Source organism: Xanthomonas sp. 4461 (assembly GCF_024806475.1).
GTDB classification, from domain to species: domain Bacteria; phylum Pseudomonadota; class Gammaproteobacteria; order Xanthomonadales; family Xanthomonadaceae; genus Xanthomonas; species Xanthomonas arboricola_F.
In genome coordinates, this window is sequence record NZ_JANTYV010000001.1 from 1,080,826 (window position 1) to 1,100,792 (window position 19,967).

The window sequence follows — 19,967 nt, forward strand, 5'->3', positions numbered from 1 at the left end:
AGGAGCGCACCCGGGCGCAACCAAGCATTGCCGGTAACGCCACCTCGCGCCCAGGTGCGCTCCTACGCGGAGCAAGCGTGCCTGCCCGCCATGCTTGATCCGAAACACGCCGCAGAACGACAAGCCGTACCGCAGGCCATCGCGCAAATCCCCGGACCACCGTAGGAGCGCACCCGGGCGCGACCAAGCATTGCCGGTAACGCCACCGCGCCCAGGTGCGCTCCTACGCGGAGCAAGCGTGCCTGCCCGCCATGCTTGATCCGAAACACGCCGCAGAACGACAAGCCGCACCGCAGGCCATCGCGCAAATCCCCGGATCACCGTAGGAGCGCACCCGGGCGCGACCGAGCATTGCCGGTAACGCCACCTCGCGCCCGGGTGCGCTCCTACGCGGAGATGGCTTGCCGGGAGTGGGGGTTAATCCAGAAACCGCGTGCGCTGCTCGGGTGTGGGCAGCATGCAGTGCTCGGTCCGGCCGAACCAGCGATAGCGATTGCGTGCGATCAGGCGGTAACCGATATCGCGCAGGCCGCGTGGCACCACGCGCAACACGGTGACCAGGTGCCACAAGCCACCCAATCCCGCCAGCACACGCACGATGGCATCGCTGTCGGTCCAGGCTCCGGTGTCGTCCACCAGCAGAAACGACAACGGATCATCCGGATCCAGCCCATGCTGCTGCAGCAGCGTGTGCCCGGCTTGCCCCTGCATCGCGGCAAAGCGATAACGCCCGCGCCGATCGTGGCGCAGCAGGAACGTGACCCAGCCATTGCACAGCAGGCACACGCCATCGAACACGATGGTTGCCGACGCACTGCGCGTATCAACCTGCGGCGATTCAACCTGGCTCAAGCCAACCCTCGTAGCGAATGAACGGCCCCACCAGCGGCAGGTGCACGTCGACGAAAAATCCATAGCGGCCGGTGTCGGCATGTTCCCGGCAACGCACCTGCTCGAACCAGCGCGCGGGTAGCGGAATCACGCCGAACGCCCATACGCGCGTGGCCTGCCAGTACAACGCGTCGGCATCGGCACGTAGCGCGAATTCGAAACGCACCGCCCCCAGGTGCTCGCGCAGTGCGCCCCCCTGCCGCCACAACCGCGAATACATCGGCAACCCAGCAAACCGCCGATGCCAACGTTCGCCGTGCGCATCGACCAGAAATTCCACCTCGACATCCACCTCGCCACTGCGCGGCAACCGGCTCAACAGCGCCAGCAACGGCACCAATGCGTGGCGGCCGCGCTGGATCTGCGCCCTTCCGACGAAGGTCTGCCGCTGCTGCACCGAATGCAGCGCGCGCACCTGCGCGGGCAGCTGCGCAAACGCAGCCTGGCCCACTATTTGCGCAAACAGCGGCGCGCTCAGGGCGCGATCCAGGCCAGCGTGGCCATGCGTCCGCTGCGACGATCGCGGCGATGCGAAAAAAAGCGTTGCGGATCGGAAATGGTGCACAGCCCGCCGCCATGGATCGCGCGGGCCGGCACGCCGGCACGCTGCAGGCGCTGGCGCGCCAGCGCATACAGATCCACCCGCCAATGCCCCGGCCGCGTGGCGCTGAAGGCGGCCTGCGCCTGTGCGTCATCGGCGAGGAAGGCGTCGAACACGTCCTGACCGATTTCATACGCCTGCGGTCCGGCTGCCGGCCCCAGCCATGCGACCAGCCGCGACGCCGGCGTGCGCATGGCGGCCACGCTGCGCTCCAGCATGCCGTCGGCCAGCCCACGCCAGCCGGCGTGCGCTGCGGCCACTTCGCTGCCGTCTACAGCCGCCAGCACCGCCGGCAGGCAATCGGCAGTCAGGATCGCCAGCACCACGCCAGGCACGGCAGTGACCGCCGCATCGGCCGCGGGCTCGAACGCAGCGGGCGCGTGATCGTCTGCTGGAGCCGACTGCGCACCCGGTGCAAGCGGCGGCGCTTCGACGCGCACGACCTCGACGCCGTGCACCTGCCGCAACCAGTGCGGCGCGCTCGGCAACGCCAGCGCCTGGGCCAGCTGTGCCCGGTTGCGCTCCACCTGCTCGGGCGTATCGCCATCGGCACTGTTGCGATTGCCGAGGTTGAGCGTGTCGAACGGCGCCAGCGAGCCGCCCAGGCCGTAACGCAAGGTGGTCAGCGCCTGGATACGCGGTGGCGCCGGCCAGTCGGCCGGCAGCACGAACGGTGCAGCCACTGCCATGTCAACGGCGCGCCAGCTCGGCCGCGCGTGCACTGTCGTCGCGCAGCGCGGTCATCAGCCGCTGCAGGTCGGCCGGCACCGGCGCGCTGGCGCGCACCGGCTCACCGCTGACCGGGTGCAGGAATTCCAGGGTTTCGGCATGCAGCGCCTGGCGCTTGAAGGTGCGCAGTTCGTGCACCAGCTCGTCGGTGGCGCCCTTGGGCAGCTTGAGTGCGCCGCCGTACAGCGGGTCGCCGACGATCGGCGATTTCAGGTGCGCCATGTGCACGCGGATCTGGTGCGTACGCCCGGTTTCCAGCCGGCACTCCAGCGCGGTGTGCGCGCGGAAGCGCTCGCGCAGGCGGTAATGGGTGACCGCATCGCGGCCGTCGTCGCGCACAGCCATCTTCAGGCGATCGCGCGGATGGCGGTCGATCGGCGCATTGGCGGTGCCGCCGGAGACCAGCGCACCGACCACCACCGCCAGATACTGGCGATGCACATCGCGCGCGGACAGCTGCTCCACCAGGGCGGTCTGCGCCTGCACGGTGCGGGCGACCACCATCACGCCGCTGGTGTCCTTGTCCAGCCGATGCACCACGCCGGCGCGCGGCACCGCCGACAGCGCCGGGTCGCGGAACAGCAGCGCATTGACCAGGGTGCCGTCCGGGTTGCCGGCGCCCGGGTGCACCACCAGGCCGGCCGGCTTGTCGATCACCAGCACCTGATCGTCTTCGTACAACACGTTCAGCGGGATGTCCTGCGGCGCCGCATGGGTCTGGGTTTCCAGCACCACCTGCAGCTGCACGCTCTCGCCGCCGCGCAAGGTGTCGCGCGGACGCGCCATTTCGCCATCCAGCAGCGCATCGCCGGACTTGATCCACTCCGACAGCCGCGAGCGCGAGAATTCGGGGAACAGCTCGGCCAACACCGCGTCGAAACGGCGCCCTGCGGCGTTATCGGGCACGATGGCCTGACGGATGGACGGGTCGATGGGGTCGGCAGATGGGTCAGACATGGACACTGGCACTCGGGCAAAAACGGGAATTTGGGGGTCCGCGCGGCAGGAGTCAGTCGCCGGACAGGCCACTAGGCTATCATCGCGCTTTCGTTTTCCTGACGCGTCCTGCCCAGACCCATGATCCGACGGTCCACGTTTTCCGCGCCTGCGCGCCTGATTGCCCTCATGCTGGTCATGGCGTTCGTCGTCACCGGCTGCCACCGCGGCGCCAAGGACAAGAATCCCGACGAGGGCATGCCGGTCGAGCAGCTCTACGGCAAAGGCCACGGCCTGATGGAGAAAGGCAACTGGGCCGGCGCCGAAGCCAGCTACAAGCGCCTGATCGCCCAGTACCCGTATGGTCCGTACACCGAGCAGGCGATGATCGAAACCGCCTACGCGCAGTACAAGGCCGGCAAGCACGACGATACGGTGTCCAGCGTCGACCGCTTCATCCGCACCTATCCCACGCACCGTAATATCGCGTACCTGTACTACCTGCGCGGGCTGGCCAACAGCAACCGCGACACGGTGTTCCTGCGCCGGGTGTGGTCGCTGGATCCGAGCCGTCGCGACCTGTCCTCGCCGCAGCAGGCCTACAACGACTTCAACACGGTCACCGACCGTTATCCCAACAGCCGCTACGCACCGGACGCGCGCAAGCGGATGATCGAGCTGCGCGACGTGTTCGCCCAGCACGAACTGGACAACGCGCTGTACTACCTGCGCCGCAACGCCTGGGTGTCCGCAGCCGGTCGTGCCAACTATCTGCTGGAAACCTACCCGCAGAGCGCCTATCAATACGATGCCGTTGCGGTCCTGGCCGAGGCCTATACGCACCTGGGCAACAAGACCCTGGCCGCAGACGCGCGCCGCGTGCTGGAGCTCAACAGCCCGCAGCACCCGTGGCTGACCGGCGACTGGCCGAAGTACCCCTGGGCGATCCGCAAGCTCAACCCGTTCGCCGGCGAGAAGTCCGCCGCTACCGGTCAGCGCAATGCACAGATGAATCGCGACTGAGATCATCAGTCGCCGGTGTCATGAGAAAGGGGCCGCAAGGCCCCTTTTCTATTGCGGCGACGCGGATGCAGCCACACGCCTGCGGACGGCGCGCTGATTGCCGCAGGCGCTTGTGGGGTCTGACGACGGCGACGCCTGATCGACCGGGAGATTGCCTGTCCAGCATCGCGCGTCTGCGCCCCCCCTGCCCCGTAGCGCGGGTCGCAGCGACCTGCGACAGCTGCGGGCACGTCGCAAGACCCGGCACCAGATCACCGAACCGCTCCTGCGCGCTGCCTATACTCGGTCTGAACAAGATCCGACTCCCCGCTGGCGTCAGCTCAGGAGGCCGCATGTCTCGCCGCACCGCCCCGTTCGTGCTCGCCCTGTTGCTGGCAGCAATAGCCACGTCTACTACCGCCGCGCCCATCGTCTACGGCGTCAACGCCCACGACAACCGCCCTGGCTATCCCATGAGCCAGGCCGAGGCACGCTTCAAGCTGCTGGCGGCACGCAATCTGCGCAGCTACCGATTCGATGTGGATCCGCGCGACTACGCAACGCTCGATACGCTGGTCCCACTGGCGCGCAAGTACGGCATCACGCTGCGCCCGATGGTCTATCCGATGTCGCGCGAGATCGGGTATCAACTGGCGCGCCGCTATGCGGCCGACATCAAGGTCTGGGAGATCGGCAACGAACAGGACCTGGTACGCGCCGAGGCCGATGCCCGCATCGCCGCAATGACCACCATGTATCTGGGCATGCGCCAGGCTTCCAACGAACTGGGCGCCGGGCTGCGTTTCACCATCAACATCACCGCCTGCAACAGCGACGACCGCAGCGTCAACGCGCGCTGCCCGGGCGACCGCAATGGCTCGCTGTGGTTCCTGGCCAAGGCCAAGGCGGCCGGCTTCGACTTCGACCACATCAGTTTCCACTACTACGCCTTCCACCACGACGCCGGCTACTGGACCGAGTTGTATCTGGGCCAGCTGCGCACGGCGGCGCAGACCTACAAGACGCCGGTGTTCTTCAACGAACTGAACTGTGCGGAGATCTACACGGGCAATACCACCGGCGGCGCGCAAGGCGATGGCGGCTGCTACGACAGCCTGGCGCAGCTGCTGCGCAATGTGCGCACCAACTATGCCGACGTTGTGTCGGAGATCAATGTCTACGAGTTGCTGGACCAGACCACCATCCAGGGCGCGGAAGGCCACTTCGGCCTGATGTACGACCTGACGCGGCCCAAGCCGACCCTGGAGCTGCTCACCCGCTTCGCCCAGGCGCCGGCCGCCGCAGCGGTGGCCGATGCGCCGGGTTACCGGCCCGAATAGCCGTTCGGGCTACTGACCGGTATAGCCATTGGTGATCGGGTAACGCCGCTCGCGACCGAACGCACGCCGCGACACCTTCGGCCCGGGCGCAGCCTGATGGCGCTTCCATTCGTTGATGCGCACCAGGCGCAGCACATGTTCGACGGTGTCGGCCGCGTAGCCGGCGGCGACGATCTCATCGCGCGACTGCTCCTGGTCGACATAGCGGTACAGGATGCCGTCGAGTACATCGTAGGGCGGCAGCGAATCCTGGTCGGTCTGGTTGTCGCGCAACTCGGCCGATGGCGGACGCGAGATCACCGCTGGCGGAATGACCGGCGCACCGCCGACGGTGTTGCGCCATTTCGCCAAGCCGAACACTTCAGTCTTGTACAGATCCTTCAGCGGCGCGTAGCCACCGCACATATCGCCGTAAATGGTGGCGTAACCCACTGCGTATTCGCTCTTGTTGCCGGTGGTCAGCAGCAGCCCGCCAAACTTGTTGGACAGCGCCATCAGGATCACGCCACGGCTGCGCGACTGCAGGTTCTCTTCGGTGATATCCGGCTGGGTGCCCTCGAACATAGGCCCCAGCGCGGCGAGCAAGCCTTCGAAGGCCGGCTCGATCGCGATGGTTTCCAGCTTCACGCCCATCGCGCGGCATTGTTCCTCGGCCAGATCGTTGGACAGACCGGCGGTGTAGCGCGACGGCAGCCGCACGGCGGTGACGTTATCGCCACCCAGCGCATCGACCGCCATCGCCAGTACCAGCGCCGAATCGATACCGCCGGACAGCCCCAGCCACACCTTGCTGAAGCCGTTCTTGCGGCAGTAATCCTGCAGGCCACGCACCACCGCGCGCCAGGCCAGCGCGTCCATGCTCTCGTCGCCATCGTCCACCCACACCACCGGGGTGAAGCGGCGTTCGCCGGCGGCGTAGTCCACCACCAGCCATTGATCGACAAACGCGGCGGCGGCCGGATGCACCGTGCCATCGCCGTCGGCCACCACCGAGGCGCCATCGAACACCAGCGCGTCCTGGCCGCCGACCACGTTGAGGTAGGCGATTGCCGCCCCGCTCTCGCGCGTGCGCTCGGCCAACAGCGCGTCGCGCTGCGCGTGCTTGCCGCGCTCGTAGGGCGAGGCATTGGGCACCAGCACCAGTTCGGCGCCGGCCTGCACGGTCTTGGCCAGCGGCTCGGCAAACCACAGGTCTTCGCAAATGACGACACCCACCTGCACGCCCTTGATCGTGACGAGGCAGTTGTCGCCATCCGGGTCCACGTCGAAATAACGCCGTTCGTCGAATACCGCGTAGTTGGGCAGTTCGCGCTTGCGGTAGGTCGCCTCGATGCGCCCGTCGCGCAGCACGCTGGCGGCGTTGTAGACCACGCTGCCGGCACTCTGTGGCCAGCCGACCACCGCGACGATGCCGCGGGTACTCGCCGCGATGCGCGCCAGCGCCTGCTCGCAGTGCGCCAGAAATCCCGGACGCAGCAGCAGATCTTCCGGCGGGTAGCCGCTGATCGCCAGTTCGGGGAACAGCACGATGTCGGCCTCGAACTCATCGCGCGCCGTGGCAATGAACTCGATGATGCGATCGGTATTTTTTGCCACCGCCCCAACCGGGAAGTCGAACTGGGCCATGGCGATGCGGAGGGTCTGGGACATATCGGCAGCCTTTTGCAGATTCCTACCGAACGCCGGAAGGAGGAAGAGAGAAGCGGGCAACGCCCAGCCGTTGCGCAATCGCGTCGCAGACAGCGTCGGTGCGCACCAGCACCTCATTATTCCAGAAGCGCAGCAGCTGGAAGCCCCCGCGGTGCAGGAAGACATCGCGCGCGGCGTCCGCGCGGGGCAGCAGGTGCTGGCTGCCGTCGATTTCGACGATTAACGCCTGGGCAAGGCAGACGAAATCGACGATATAGGGCCCGATGGGGAACTGACGCCGGAATTTGAAGCCAAGCAGGCGTCGATCTCGCAACCGATACCAAAGCGCGTGCTCGGCTGCGGTCATCTCACGACGCAGGTGCTTGGCGAATCCGGTCTTGCCGGCGTGGCGCATCGGCATGCTCGGCAGGGGGTATCGCCAAGGTGGCTTGTACCGCCCGGGTAGCGCCATCGGTGTTGATGGCGCCTTGGCGTCGGAGATCGCCGCGTGGGAAGCGCCCTCACCCCTACCCCTCTCCCGCAAGCGGGAGAGGGGATGTCGCAGCCGGTGGGCGCTTGGGCAGCGGGAGTTGCACGACCGTGGCGTGCTTCGTCGATCAAGCAGGCGACAGCCAGCCTGGCATTCCTCGGGAACATGATCTCAGCCCCCCGCTGTTGCTGTTGCTGTTGCTGTTGCTGTTGCTGTTGCTGGTGCTGGTGCTGGTGCTGGTGCTGGTGCTGGTGCTGGTTCTGGTGCTGTTGCTGGTGCTGTTGCTGGTGCTGGTGCTGTTGCTGTTGCTGTTGCTGTTGCTGTTGCTGTTGCTGTTGCTGTTGCTGTTGCTGTTGCTGGTGCTGTTGCTGGTGCTGTTGCTGGTGCTGGTGGTGCTGGTGCTGGTGCTGGTGGTGGTGGTGCTGTTGTTCTTGCTGTTGCTCCCTTCTCCCGCCTGCGGGAGAAGGTGCCCGAAGGGCGGATGAGGGCACGCCTCCAAGCACCAACAAAAAAGGCCGCCCGAAGGCGGCCTCTCTGACGCTCGCACGCTTGCGCGCGCGGCGTGCTTACTTCACCAGCGCAGCGATCGCCGCACCCAGATCGCCCGGCGAACGGACGGTCTTGACGCCAGCGGCTTCCATCGCCGCGAACTTGCCTTCGGCAGTGCCCTTGCCGCCCGATGCGATCGCACCGGCGTGGCCCATGCGCTTGCCGGCCGGCGCCGAGGCACCGGCGATGAAGCCGACGACCGGCTTCTTCACGAACTGCTTGATGTACTCGGCGCCAGCTTCCTCGGCGTCGCCACCGATTTCGCCGACCATGATGATGCCTTCGGTCTGCGGGTCTTCGTTGAACAGCTTGAGGCAGTCGACGAAGTTCAGGCCGTTGATCGGGTCACCACCGATGCCGATGCAGGTCGACTGGCCCAGGCCCACTTCGGTGGTCTGCTTGACCGCTTCATAGGTCAGCGTGCCCGAACGGGACACGATGCCGATCTTGCCCGGCTTGTGGATGTGGCCCGGCATGATGCCGATCTTGCACTCACCCGGGGTGATCACGCCGGGGCAGTTCGGCCCGATCAGCACGGTGTCCGGATGCGAGCGGGTCAGCACGTTCTTGACGCGCAGCATGTCCAGCACCGGGATGCCTTCGGTGATGCACACGATGACCTTGATGCCGGCAGCAGCGGCTTCCAGGATCGCATCGGCCGCGTACGGCGGCGGCACGTAGATCACCGACGCATTGGCGCCGGTGGCCTGCACGGCATCGGCCACGGTGTTGAACACCGGCAGGTCGATATGCGTGGTGCCGCCCTTGCCGGGGGTCACGCCGCCGACGACCTGGGTGCCGTACTCGATCATCTGAGTGGCGTGGAAGGTGCCCTGCTGGCCGGTGAAGCCCTGCACGATCACCTTGGTGTTCTTGTTAATCAAAACGGACATGGATAGTTCCTTCGGTGTCGTGGATCAGGCGGCGTTCTTGACAGCTTCAACGACCTTCTTGGCACCGTCGTTGATGTTGTCGGCCGGGATGATGGCCATGCCGCTGTCGCGCAGCAGCTGCTTGCCTTCTTCCACGTTGGTGCCTTCCAGGCGCACCACGACCGGAACCTTGACGCCCACTTCCTTCACCGCCGCGATGATGCCCTCGGCAATCATGTCGCAGCGGACGATGCCGCCGAAGATGTTGACGAAGATGCCTTCGACCTTGTCCGAGGACAGGATCAGCTTGAACGCCTCGATGACGCGCTGCTTGTTGGCGCCGCCGCCCACGTCCAGGAAGTTCGCCGGCTCGCCGCCGTTGAGCTTGATGACGTCCATTGTGGCCATGGCCAGACCGGCGCCGTTGACCATGCAACCGATGTTGCCGTCCATGGTGACGTAGTTGATGTCCAGCTCCGAGGCGGTCACTTCGGTCTCGTCTTCCTGCGTCTTGTCGCGCATGGCGACCAGCTGCTTCTGACGGAACGCGGCGTTGTCGTCGCTGTCGAACTTGCCGTCCAGCGCATACAGGTTGCCGTCGTCCAGGATCGCCAGCGGGTTGATTTCAACCAGCGCCAGGTCCTTCTCGTTGAACAGGCGGTACAGGTTCACCATGATGCTGGCGAACTGGCCGGCCTGCTTGGCGGTCAGGCCGAGCTTGAAGCCGAAATCGCGGCCGTGATAGCCCTGCACGCCTTCGACGAAATCGACGTTGAGCGAGTGGATCAGCTCCGGCGTCTCGGCGGCGACCTGCTCGATCTCGACGCCACCCTCGCTGGAAGCGATATAGGTGATGGTCTTGGTGCCGCGGTCGACCAGGATCGACAGGTACAGCTCCTTGACGATCTCGCCGGCGGTGGTCACCAGCACCAGGTTGATCGGCAGCTCGACGCCGGCGGTCTGGTAGGTGGACATCTTGGTGCCGAGCATCTTGGCCGCTGCGGCCTTCACGTCGTCGGTGGTCTTGCAGAACTTGACGCCGCCAGCCTTACCGCGACCGCCCGCGTGGATCTGCGCCTTCACCATCCAGGGGCCCTTGCCCAGGGAATTGGCGACTTCAACCGCTTCGTCCGGGGTCGCCGCGACCTTGCCGGCCGGAACGGGGATGCCGTACTCGGCAAGCAGCTGTTTTGACTGGTATTCGTGGAAATTCATGCGTCACCGTGGGAAAAGGAAACGACCGCTGCGTGCAACGCAGACCGCCTGAGCGGCACGTCAAGAGACGCGAACGGGCCGCCTATTGTGGCCGACCACGCCGTGCGGCGCAAAATTCGCCGGGACTGGCCGCCCCGTCGCCGCGCTTGCGCGCCGCCCCACACTGTGCGCACGCGCTGTGCGCAGCACCGCAGCTGCCTATACTCGCGGCTTGTTCGGACGGGGAATCGGCTTGGCACCCATCGCATCGCTCATCGCCCGGGTCCAGTCCGCGCCGCAGCGCGAGCTGTACTTTTTTTCGCTCTACCGGGTGCTGGTGGCCGGCTTGATTGCCGCGCTGGTGTTCAGCCCCTTGTCCGACGCGATCCCCGAGCCGCGCTACCCGAGGCTGGCTGCCGCGGTGGCGATCGGCTACCTGTGCATGGCCATCCCGTTGCTGTTCTGGGGCCGCAGCGAACGCCGCCTCACCGCCACCGTGCTGTGCGCGGTGGTGGCCGACATCCTCGCCGCGACCCTGGCCACCCACGCGCTGCCCGGTGCCAGCGCCGGCATCGCGATGATGCTGCTGTTCAATGTCGCTGCCGCCTCGATCCTGCTGCGCCTGCGCTACGGCATGAGCATTGCGGTGCTTGCCAGCGCCGCCATCGTGCTGGAATACCTGTGGACCCTGTTCGAAGGCGGCGGCGCCACCCGCCCGGTGGCCGAGCTGGCCATGTTCGCCACCAGCTACGTCGCAGTGGCCTTCATCTGCGAGCAGATCGCCTCGCGTGCGCGCAGCAACCAGGTCCTGGCCGAAGAACGCGGCGCCCAGGTCGCCAACCTCTACGAGATCAACGAACTGATCATCCGCCGCATGCGTACCGGCGTGCTGGTGGTCGACACCCACAACCACATCACCCTGGCCAACGAGGCGGCCCTGGCCCTGCTCGGCGATGGCGACCAGCGCAATGCGCCGGCCGACCTGTCGCTGGTCGCGCTGACCCCTGAACTGGCGCGCCGCCTGCAGCGCTGGCGCAGCGGCTGGCGCCAGGAGGAAGCCCCGCTGCAGTTGGGTGCCGACCGCCCGGAAGTGCAGCCGCGCTTCGTGCGCCTGCTGGCCGACAGCGACCTGGTGCTGGTCTTCCTGGACGACGCTTCGGTGGTCTCGCGGCGCGCCGAGTCGCTGACCCTGTCGGCCATGGGGCGCTTTTCGGCCAGCCTGGCGCATGAGATCCGCAACCCGCTGGCAGCGATCAGCTACGCCTCGCAGCTGCTGGAGGAATCGCCCGATATCGGCGATGCCGATCGTCGCCTGCTGCAGATCATTCACCAGCAATGCCAGCGCACCAACGGCATCGTCGAAAGCGTGCTCGGGCTGGCGCGCCGCGAACGCGCCAGCCCGGAAAACCTGGACCTGGCCGCGTTCGTGCGCCGCTTCGTGGTCGAGTACCGGCAGACCCTGTCGATGGAAACCGACATCCTGGAGGCCAGCATCCAGGGCAGCTCGGTGCATGCCCTGGTCGACCCCAAACACCTGCACCAGATTCTCACCGCCCTGGTCCACAACGCGCTCAAGTACGGACGCGTCATGGACGAACCTGCCCGGGTGAAGTTGCGGGTCGAACGACAGGACCGCATGGCGGTGATCGATGTCATCGATCGTGGCCCCGGCATCCCGGAGACGGTAGCCGCGCAACTGTTCCGCCCGTTCTACACCACCTCCGAACACGGCACCGGGCTCGGCCTGTACATCGCCCAGGAGTTGTGCCGCGCCAACCAGGCGCAACTGGACTATGTCTCGGTTCCGGGCGGTGGGGCATGTTTCCGGATTGCATTGCAGGGGCCCAACAGCTTGCTGGGCAAGTGAGTTTGCCGATTCGGGCGTTTTGCCAGTGCAGGTGCGGGCGGCCGTGCACCGATGTTGCATCGCGCGTGGGCATGCGCTCGATAAGCGGCGTCCAGCGCTGTCTTTGCGCCATCGCCGATGGTTTCGAGAGCCGCTTGCCGATGCTCAACCGCTTGAAAAACGGCAGCAAAAGCAGGCATCCGTCGACGAGCGGGCCGCGTGCAACTCAGATCACCTGTGACTGGCAACCGCGCCGAGGCCTTGATGGCCGTCCGCCATTTCTGGGCAGCGTTCAAGCAGATCCTTCGACCAGCCGCGCCGCGCCCTTACTGCCGGCAATTGTCGAGTGTCGTCACGCTGGGCTATCGTGCGCGGCATGAACGAACCGAAAAGTGCCCTGGTTGTCGATGACGAGCGTGACATTCGCGAACTGCTTGTCCTCACCCTGGGCCGCATGGGCCTGCGCATCAGCACCGCCGCCAACCTGGCCGAAGCGCGCGAACTGCTGGCCAACAACCCCTACGACCTGTGCCTGACCGACATGCGCTTGCCTGACGGCAACGGCATCGAATTGGTCACCGAAATCGCCAAGCACTACCCGCAGACCCCGGTGGCGATGATCACCGCGTTCGGCAGCATGGACCTGGCGGTGGAAGCGCTGAAGGCCGGCGCCTTCGACTTCGTCAGCAAGCCGGTGGACATCGGCGTGCTGCGCGGCCTGGTCAAGCACGCGCTGGAATTGAACAACCGCGACCGCCCCGCCCCGCCCGCGCCGCCACCGGAGCAGGCCAGTCGCCTGTTGGGCGACTCCGGTGCAATGGAAGGCCTGCGCGCCACCATCGGCAAGGTCGCGCGCAGCCAGGCGCCGGTCTACATCGTGGGCGAATCGGGTGTGGGCAAGGAACTGGTCGCCCGCACCATCCATGAGCAAGGCGCCCGTGCGGCCGGCCCGTTCGTGCCGGTCAACTGCGGCGCCATTCCGGCCGAATTGATGGAAAGCGAATTCTTCGGCCACAAGAAAGGCAGCTTCACCGGCGCCCACGCCGACAAGCCCGGCCTGTTCCAGGCCGCGCATGGCGGCACGCTGTTCCTGGACGAAGTGGCCGAACTGCCGCTGCAGATGCAGGTCAAGCTGCTGCGCGCGATCCAGGAGAAATCGGTGCGTCCGGTCGGCGCTTCCGGCGAAACGCTGGTGGACGTGCGCATCCTGTCGGCCACGCACAAGGACCTGGGCGACCTGGTCTCCGACGGCCGCTTCCGGCACGACCTGTACTACCGCATCAACGTGATCGAACTGCGCGTGCCGCCGTTGCGTGAGCGCAACGGCGACCTGCCGCAACTGGCCGCCGCCATCATCGCGCGCCTGGCGCGCAGCCACGGCCGGCCAATCCCGTTGCTGACCCAATCGGCACTGGACGCACTGAATACCTACGGATTTCCGGGCAACGTCCGCGAGCTGGAAAACATCCTCGAACGCGCCCTGGCCCTGGCGGAAGACGACCAGATCAGCGCCAGCGACCTGCGCCTGCCCGCCCACGGCGGCCACCGCCTCGTGGCCACCCCCGGCAGCGCCGCCATCGAACCGCGCGAAGCCGTGGTCGACATCGACCCCGCCTCGGCCGCCCTGCCCTCCTACATCGAGCAACTGGAACGCGCCGCGATCCAGAAGGCGCTGGAAGAAAATCGCTGGAACAAGACCAAGACCGCCGCGCAGCTGGGTATCACGTTTCGGGCGTTGCGTTACAAGCTCAAGAAGCTGGGGATGGAGTAGAGAAGCCGGGATTGGGATTGGGGTTGGGGTTGGGGTTGAGAATGTGGGATCGTAAAAGCGCTGCAGTTTCGACTGCCTTAACTGCACCGACGCAGGGGCAGGTGAGAGCGCACGCGCTGATTACCTTCACGCCTGCCTGAGCTCAATGCCGATTCCCCATCCCAAGCGCAACCAAGGAAGTTTTCAACAACTCTTTGATGAGCTTCCGGTCAATACCGGAAGAATTTTTATAACGCGTAAGCGCTTGAGTTTCACCATGGACCAATGCCGCGACCAGGCGGCATCCCAAGTTGCCCGCTATATCCTGAGTTGTTCAGGGTTTCTCGACAGAACGTAGCGAGCAGCCGTCAGGTAGCCATGGACGGCGCGCACGCGGAATGCGCGCGTGCCAATGAGGAGTCCAAGCACCGGCCGCGTCCGCCCGGCGGCGGCGAGCCGCTTGTCAGTGGCTCCAAATCCTTTCGCATCCACGTCATAAACGTCCGAGGACGGATCAGCGCAGCACCCACCGCATCACCAACGCCGACATCTGCCCTTCTCCCGCCTGCGGGAGAAGGTACCCGAAGGGCGGATGAGGGCGCTCAGTCCTTGGTCACGCGATTGATCTCGGCCAGACTAGTCACTCCATGCGCGGCCTTGACCAACGCCGACTGACGCAAATCCCTGATGCCGATCTTCTGGGCGGCCTCAGCGATCTGCATCGCGTTGCCACCTTCCAGCACGATCGCACCGATCTCGTCGGTCATCGGCATCACCTGATAGATACCGGTACGGCCCTTGTAGCCTTCGGTGCATTCGTCGCAGCCCACCGCTTCATACAGCTCGATACCGGCAGCGATCTGCGCCGGCGTGAAGCCTTCGGCCAACAACGCATGCTCGGGCAACACCGCCTTGCGCTTGCAGTTGTTGCATAGGCGGCGCGCCAGACGCTGCGCGATCACCAGGGTCACCGACGAGGTGATGTTGTAGGGCGCGATGCCCATGTTCATCAAACGTGCAATGGTCTGTGGCGCATCGTTGGTATGCAGCGTCGACAGCACCATGTGACCGGTCTGCGCCGCCTTGATCGCAATCTCGGCCGTCTCCAGGTCGCGGATTTCGCCGACCATGATGATGTCCGGATCCTGGCGCAGGAACGAGCGCAGGGCCGCCGCAAAGGTCATGCCGCGTTTGTTGTTCTGCTGGACCTGGTTGACGCCGGGCAGGCGGATTTCCACCGGATCCTCGGCAGTTGAGATGTTGCGCGTCTCATCGTTCAGGATGCCCAGCGCCGTATACAACGACACCGTCTTGCCCGAACCGGTGGGACCCGTAACCAGCACCATGCCGTAAGGTTTGTGGATCGCATCCAGGAACAGCTTCTGCTGATCCGCTTCGTAGCCCAGTTTCTCGATCCCCAGCTTGGCCGCACTGCCGTCCAGGATACGCAACACCACCTTCTCGCCGAACAGGGTCGGCAAGGTGCTCACACGGAAGTCGATCTGCTTGGTCTTGGACAGGTTGAGCTTGATGCGCCCGTCCTGCGGCACTCGCTTCTCGGCGATATCCAGCTGCGACATCACCTTCAGACGCGCGGCGATGCGCTGGCTCAGCTTCACCGGTGCCTTGGCCACGTTCTTCAACAGCCCGTCTATGCGCAAGCGCACCCGGTAATCGTCTTCGTATGGCTCGAAATGGATGTCGGAGGCTCCCCGCCGTATCGCATCCACCAGCACCTTATTGACGAACTTCACCACCGGCGTGTCGTCGCCTTTCGCATCGACCCCGGAATCCCCGCCGGCGCCCATGTCCTCGTCCCCGGACGAGACGTCCAGGTCTCCCATTTCTTCGTCATCGTCACCAAGTGACGCGCCAAAAGACGCATTACCTGCTTGCCACTGCTCCAAGGTTCGACGGATCTGATCCTCGTCAACCAGAATTGGCTCAACCACCAGGTTCGTATGGAACTTGATGTCATCCAGGGCCCTAGTCTGTGTCGGATTGCTCACCCCCACAAATAACCGGTTACCACGCTTGAACAGGGGCAGCACTTGAAACTTCTGCAGCAATTCTTCGCTAACCAACTTGATTGCATTCTGATTAGGATCGAACGATGACACATCAAGTAGCGGCATCCCGAACTCCACCGAGTTGGCAGCTGCTAGTTGCGAAGCGGTCACCAGCTTCTTCTCCGAGAACCATTGCGGCAACGGGACCTTGGCAGTAGCGGCCTGATCCATCGCAGCACGCGCCGCGCCTTCATCCAGAGCACCGTCCTGCACAAGCCGCCGGGCAATGCCCGTGATGCCAACCAAGTTGGCGGTGACGACGCTATTCATAGATTCCTGCCCCTCATTTCATCATGCTCATGGTAGACCGGCATTGGCTGCAGCGGATGTTATGCCTGACCAGCCTGGCCTTGCGTGCCCATGGCCCCTGACTGACATCCTGGCTCAACCACCCGCGCAGGATCCGCACCTTAAATGTCACGTACATAGAGTGTCTGCATTTCATGATGCGTGAGCCAATCGCCCAGCCAGCGTTGATCGAGCGGAAAATAGCGTGACAGTTCCAACCTGAAACCTGTCTCGGTCAAAAGCTCTGGGCGCGAAAGAAACCCGTTATCGATGAAGGTCAAATGTGTGGGATCGCTGCGAAACCCCGCCTTGCCCGGCACGATCACCAGCAATCGTTGCACGCCCAAACGACGGGCAGCCCGGGCCAACTTGCCAAAAATCTCCGCTGGCGCCTCAAGATGCTCCAGGACATGACTGACCACCATCGATTCGAACCGAACCGAATCAGGGACGACGCGCAACTGCCAGTCGTCAGCCAATCCGTCATAGTGGTCTACCGCGAGCCCCCGGCTGCGGCAGTACGCAACAGTTGCAACGTTGTACTCCAGCCCCATGGACCCCTCGGGCAACCGTCCAAGCAACTCCCCCACACCGCAGCCGAAATCCAGCGTCGGGCCGCGCAACAACGATTGCGCACTGCGCAGATAGAGCTTGCGCACCAGTTTCCTGAGCGGCGCACGATCGGTCTGATAGCTGGTGTAGCGCTCATCGAAGTCAGCCACGCCGACCCTCACCCGGTTTTCTATTGACCAGCAGGTGCAGAGTCCGCGCAGGCACGGCAGCGATATCGTAGGCAAGGAAACCCAGGATGAGCTGGATCCCCACGATCACCTGCAGCGCTGCGAGCATCACGCTACCTGCAGAACTGAAATACCCCGTCTGCGCCGATTGCAGCCAGAAGAACACGCCGGTCGTCGCACCGGAGAACAGGAACAGCACGCCTGCAACCAACTCCAACGATGCCAAGGACAGGTCGCGCAGGAAATAGTTGTAGAAGATCCGCTTTCCAACGTTGCGTAGATGTCGGATGGCGAAATCCAGGACGATCTTGCGCACACTCAGGTTACTGACTTCGTCGCCATACCGTGCATCCATCGGCACATCGACCACCACTGCCCGGATGGTATTCAAGCGAAACAGCATGTCGCTCTCGAAAAAATACCGGCGGCTGATCTTGTCCAGCGGCATGCGCGCCACCACGCTCGCATGCACGGCCGTATAGCCATTGGTCGGATCGAAAATGTCCCAGTACCCGGAAGACAGCTTGGTCAGAAACGACAATGCGGCATTGCCGATAATCCGCATCTTTGGCATCCGACCGATCTGCGCCAGGTCGTAGAAACGGTTGCCCTTGGTGTAATCGGCCTCGCCTCGAACGATCGGCCCGATCAGCTCCGACAACGCATCCGGATCCATCTGACCGTCGCCGTCCATCTTCACGATGATCTCCATGCCATCGGCAACCGCGGCCCGATAGCCAGCGATCGTGGCCCCCCCGACGCCCAGGTTGGAGGGATTGCGACACACCACCACCCGTGGATCCGCGCACTGCTCCTCCACCCAGGTGCCGCTGGCGTCGGGGCAATGATCGTCGACCACGTAGATGCGTTCGACCTGCGCGGGAATGGAAGCCAGCACATCGAGCACCTTGCTCCTGACCCGGTAGCAGGGAATGACAACCGCCAGGCGCACCTCGAACCTCGCCTCGTCGGTCCTGGGCCACGGATTGGTGGCGTGCTGCACTGCAGTCTGCATGGTCACCCCCCGGCGCTGTAGGAGAGACGATAGACGCGGGCCAACAACGCGGCAACCGTACGCGGCCAGAAGCGTTGAAACATCATCAGATCCTCGGCGGCTCGCATACCCGACAGCACCCCGTCGCTGGTAGTACTTGCGGCATGCACACGATGCAGCATGGATACCTTGCGCACACGCACGAACGCCCCTTGCTGATCGGCTGCGCGCGTCCACGCGTCCCAATCCAGGTTCAACCTAAGATCTTCCCTGAAAACGCCCCAGCCGGCATCCTTGCGAACGGTCACCGACGGGCATGGCACCGCGCATCCGAACATCAACAGACGCCGCTTTGAAGCCCTTGAGCGAATCACGGATGTCCCTAGAAAACCCATCTCCTGCAAGATCCACTTGACCGCCAACATCGGCGTCATTATGCGCCGCTGCTCGCCCGCCAGTTCGCCGTAACCGGTCATGACCAACACGGCACCAGGCTCCTGCGCGATGGCCGCCTTGGTCTCGCCTGCGAAGTCGGGCAGATAGACATCGTCCTGATGCGCCAACGTGACCCAGCGTGCAGACGCGGTGCCCAGCGCCAGATTCCAGTCGTGACCGATGCCCCGCGGCGCATCGGCATGCACCACCAACCTGGCGCCATAGCGCGCCGCCAGTCCCGCGATTTGCGGGCTGGGGGTGGACGTGCTGATCAAGATCGGAGATGGCGACGACTGCGCTGCCAACGAGCGCAGACACGCGTCCAGATAAGGCGAATCGCCGTATGCGGGCACTACGAACGCATGGTCGACCGTGCCAGGCATCGCCTTAGCCTGCCTGCGCGGTAAGCGAGACCAGCGCAACCCCGGTGGAGATCAGCACCAACCCAACCCATTGCCACGGCGTCAATCGCTCCCCGTAGAGCAACCAGCTGAGCAGGGCCAGCAGGAGATAGAAGAAGGCGCCGGAAATCGCAAACGCAACACCCAGCTTGACATGGCGAACCACCAGCATCCAGACCAGAAACCCGATGCCCTGCACCGCCACCGCAGTGATCACACTGGGCGACAGCACCGCCGCCAATAACCAGTCGCGTCCCGTGGGCGCTGGCGTCCGCGCAGCGATTTGGGTCAACCCATGCTTCACCAGCAGCTGACTCCCGATAGTCGAACACGTCACGAAAAAAATTAGAGGTATTTCACGTATCATCACATTGCCGCGTTCGGGATGGGGCCTGACCGCGCATCGAATGCCTGCGTGTCGTCGCGAACAGCATAAGTGCTGCGAACCGACCGCACCACTTGCGAAAACGGGCCAGAAAGAGTGACAAATTTGGTCACCCTCTGACCCATTTGGTCGCCGTGCAGAGCTGCATCTACGGAAGAGTCCGCCTGAGCGCTTATTAAACGGTAAGTTGCTGGAGTTGGCACGTCCTTTGCTTTGATCAACACGTGGTGGTCACGCACAGCCACGACCCGATCCCTGCCAATCAGGGCAACGGTCACCGAAGTGCTCTATCCAGTCCCAATCCAATCCAAGCCAAGGCCGAATCAATGAAAAAGAATATGCAGCAGGGCTTCACCCTGATCGAACTGATGATCGTGATCGCCATCATCGCCATCCTGGCCGCCATCGCGCTGCCGGCCTACTCCGACTACACCAAGAAGGCCAAGGTCTCGGAAGTCGTGCTGGCTGCTTCGTCGGGTCGTACCACAATTGCAGAGTATGCCGCAGCAAATAATGGCTCCTGCCCGACCTCCAACATTCTGGAAAGCCAGACGACCGTATATGTCAATGGTCTTAGCAACAGCGGCTGCACCATCACGGCCGTGAGCCGAGTGACTGGCGCCGAGGGCAACATTGTGCTGGTGGGCACCCCGAACTCAGTCAACTTCCAGATCGACTGGAATTGTGGCGGCACAGTCAATACCAAGTTCCGTCCGGGCTCCTGCCAGGGCACCAAGCAGTAAGCTAGCAGGTTTGGAATTAAAGAAGACCCCGGGTAACCGGGGTTTTTTTCTTTATTGCCCTGAAGATCCTAAATCATATATGT

Annotated in this window: 19 protein-coding genes; 6 read left to right on the top strand and 13 right to left on the bottom strand. The window is 64.4% G+C overall.

Annotated features, from left to right (window positions below):
* Window positions 1-417: 417 nt before the first annotated feature.
* Genes FHY19_RS04670 through rluD form a run of 4 tightly spaced genes read right to left on the bottom strand, consistent with a single transcriptional unit; the run spans window position 418 to window position 3,178 of the window.
* Window positions 418-852 carry a thiol-disulfide oxidoreductase DCC family protein gene (locus FHY19_RS04670; RefSeq protein WP_259162308.1) on the bottom strand — a complete coding sequence of 145 codons (435 nt, stop codon included), beginning with the start codon at window positions 850-852 and terminating at the stop codon, window positions 418-420.
* Window positions 839-1,345 (bottom strand): DUF4166 domain-containing protein, encoded by a 507-nt coding sequence (locus FHY19_RS04675; RefSeq protein WP_259163962.1) that lies wholly within the window; start codon window positions 1,343-1,345, stop codon window positions 839-841. Before FHY19_RS04675 ends, FHY19_RS04670 begins: the two co-directional genes overlap by 14 nt.
* A 20-nt stretch (window positions 1,346-1,365) precedes the next feature.
* Window positions 1,366-2,181, bottom strand: coding sequence for a peptidoglycan editing factor PgeF (gene pgeF / locus FHY19_RS04680; RefSeq protein WP_259162313.1), 816 nt, complete (start codon window positions 2,179-2,181; stop codon window positions 1,366-1,368).
* A 1-nt stretch (window position 2,182) separates the two neighbouring features.
* Window positions 2,183-3,178, bottom strand: coding sequence for a 23S rRNA pseudouridine(1911/1915/1917) synthase RluD (gene rluD, locus FHY19_RS04685; protein WP_259152347.1), 996 nt, complete (start codon window positions 3,176-3,178; stop codon window positions 2,183-2,185).
* Window positions 3,179-3,298: 120 nt separating this feature from the next.
* Between rluD and FHY19_RS04690 the strand changes: the two genes are divergently transcribed.
* Window positions 3,299-4,180 (top strand): outer membrane protein assembly factor BamD, encoded by an 882-nt coding sequence (locus FHY19_RS04690; RefSeq protein ID WP_259152348.1) that lies wholly within the window; start codon window positions 3,299-3,301, stop codon window positions 4,178-4,180.
* Between the two features lie 332 nt (window positions 4,181-4,512).
* Window positions 4,513-5,499 carry a hypothetical protein gene (locus FHY19_RS04695; RefSeq protein WP_259162317.1) on the top strand — a complete coding sequence of 329 codons (987 nt, stop codon included), beginning with the start codon at window positions 4,513-4,515 and terminating at the stop codon, window positions 5,497-5,499.
* A 9-nt stretch (window positions 5,500-5,508) separates the two neighbouring features.
* Here FHY19_RS04695 and FHY19_RS04700 read toward each other — a convergent pair whose 3' ends face one another.
* Both FHY19_RS04700 and FHY19_RS04705 read right to left on the bottom strand, forming a co-directional pair.
* Window positions 5,509-7,149 carry an NAD+ synthase gene (locus FHY19_RS04700; protein ID WP_259162326.1) on the bottom strand — a complete coding sequence of 547 codons (1,641 nt, stop codon included), beginning with the start codon at window positions 7,147-7,149 and terminating at the stop codon, window positions 5,509-5,511.
* Window positions 7,150-7,171: 22 nt separating this feature from the next.
* Window positions 7,172-7,543 carry a DUF559 domain-containing protein gene (locus FHY19_RS04705; RefSeq protein WP_259162328.1) on the bottom strand — a complete coding sequence of 124 codons (372 nt, stop codon included), beginning with the start codon at window positions 7,541-7,543 and terminating at the stop codon, window positions 7,172-7,174.
* Between the two features lie 260 nt (window positions 7,544-7,803).
* On the opposite strand from FHY19_RS04705, the gene FHY19_RS04710 reads away from it, so the two are divergent.
* The gene (locus tag FHY19_RS04710) at window positions 7,804-8,103 is read left to right on the top strand and encodes a hypothetical protein (RefSeq protein ID WP_259162329.1); all 300 of its coding nucleotides are present in this window, start codon (window positions 7,804-7,806) and stop codon (window positions 8,101-8,103) included.
* Between the two features lie 81 nt (window positions 8,104-8,184).
* Here the strand turns inward: FHY19_RS04710 and sucD are convergent, their stop codons facing one another.
* Entirely contained in the window at window positions 8,185-9,060 is an 876-nt protein-coding gene (sucD, locus tag FHY19_RS04715) for a succinate--CoA ligase subunit alpha (protein WP_259162330.1), read from the bottom strand.
* Between the two features lie 24 nt (window positions 9,061-9,084).
* The gene (gene sucC, locus FHY19_RS04720; protein WP_016901264.1) at window positions 9,085-10,254 is read right to left on the bottom strand and encodes an ADP-forming succinate--CoA ligase subunit beta; all 1,170 of its coding nucleotides are present in this window, start codon (window positions 10,252-10,254) and stop codon (window positions 9,085-9,087) included.
* A gap of 232 nt (window positions 10,255-10,486) precedes the next feature.
* Here sucC and FHY19_RS04725 point away from each other — a divergent pair, with 232 nt between their 5' ends.
* Window positions 10,487-12,100, top strand: coding sequence for a HAMP domain-containing sensor histidine kinase (locus FHY19_RS04725; RefSeq protein WP_259152361.1), 1,614 nt, complete (start codon window positions 10,487-10,489; stop codon window positions 12,098-12,100).
* A gap of 355 nt (window positions 12,101-12,455) precedes the next feature.
* Complete coding sequence (locus tag FHY19_RS04730; RefSeq protein ID WP_259152362.1) at window positions 12,456-13,850, top strand: sigma-54 dependent transcriptional regulator; 1,395 nt, start codon at window positions 12,456-12,458, stop codon at window positions 13,848-13,850.
* A gap of 581 nt (window positions 13,851-14,431) precedes the next feature.
* Here FHY19_RS04730 and pilB read toward each other — a convergent pair.
* The 5 genes from pilB to FHY19_RS04755 form a co-directional block, all read right to left on the bottom strand.
* A complete protein-coding gene (gene pilB / locus FHY19_RS04735) occupies window positions 14,432-16,168 on the bottom strand; it encodes a type IV-A pilus assembly ATPase PilB (RefSeq protein WP_259162348.1) in 1,737 nt (578 codons plus the stop codon).
* A 140-nt stretch (window positions 16,169-16,308) separates the two neighbouring features.
* On the bottom strand, window positions 16,309-16,908 hold the full coding sequence (locus tag FHY19_RS04740; RefSeq protein WP_259162349.1) for a methionine biosynthesis protein MetW: 600 nt from the start codon (window positions 16,906-16,908) through the stop codon (window positions 16,309-16,311).
* Complete coding sequence (locus FHY19_RS04745) at window positions 16,901-17,941, bottom strand: glycosyltransferase (protein ID WP_259162351.1); 1,041 nt, start codon at window positions 17,939-17,941, stop codon at window positions 16,901-16,903. The genes FHY19_RS04740 and FHY19_RS04745 overlap by 8 nt, the downstream gene beginning before the upstream one ends.
* Window positions 17,942-17,943: 2 nt before the next feature.
* Window positions 17,944-18,738, bottom strand: coding sequence for a glycosyltransferase (locus FHY19_RS04750; protein ID WP_259162353.1), 795 nt, complete (start codon window positions 18,736-18,738; stop codon window positions 17,944-17,946).
* 4 nt (window positions 18,739-18,742) lie between these two features.
* Window positions 18,743-19,123 carry an SMR family transporter gene (locus FHY19_RS04755; protein ID WP_228431841.1) on the bottom strand — a complete coding sequence of 127 codons (381 nt, stop codon included), beginning with the start codon at window positions 19,121-19,123 and terminating at the stop codon, window positions 18,743-18,745.
* A gap of 344 nt (window positions 19,124-19,467) precedes the next feature.
* Here FHY19_RS04755 and FHY19_RS04760 point away from each other — a divergent pair, with 344 nt between their 5' ends.
* The gene (locus tag FHY19_RS04760) at window positions 19,468-19,884 is read left to right on the top strand and encodes a pilin (protein WP_259162355.1); all 417 of its coding nucleotides are present in this window, start codon (window positions 19,468-19,470) and stop codon (window positions 19,882-19,884) included.
* Window positions 19,885-19,967: the final 83 nt, after the last annotated feature.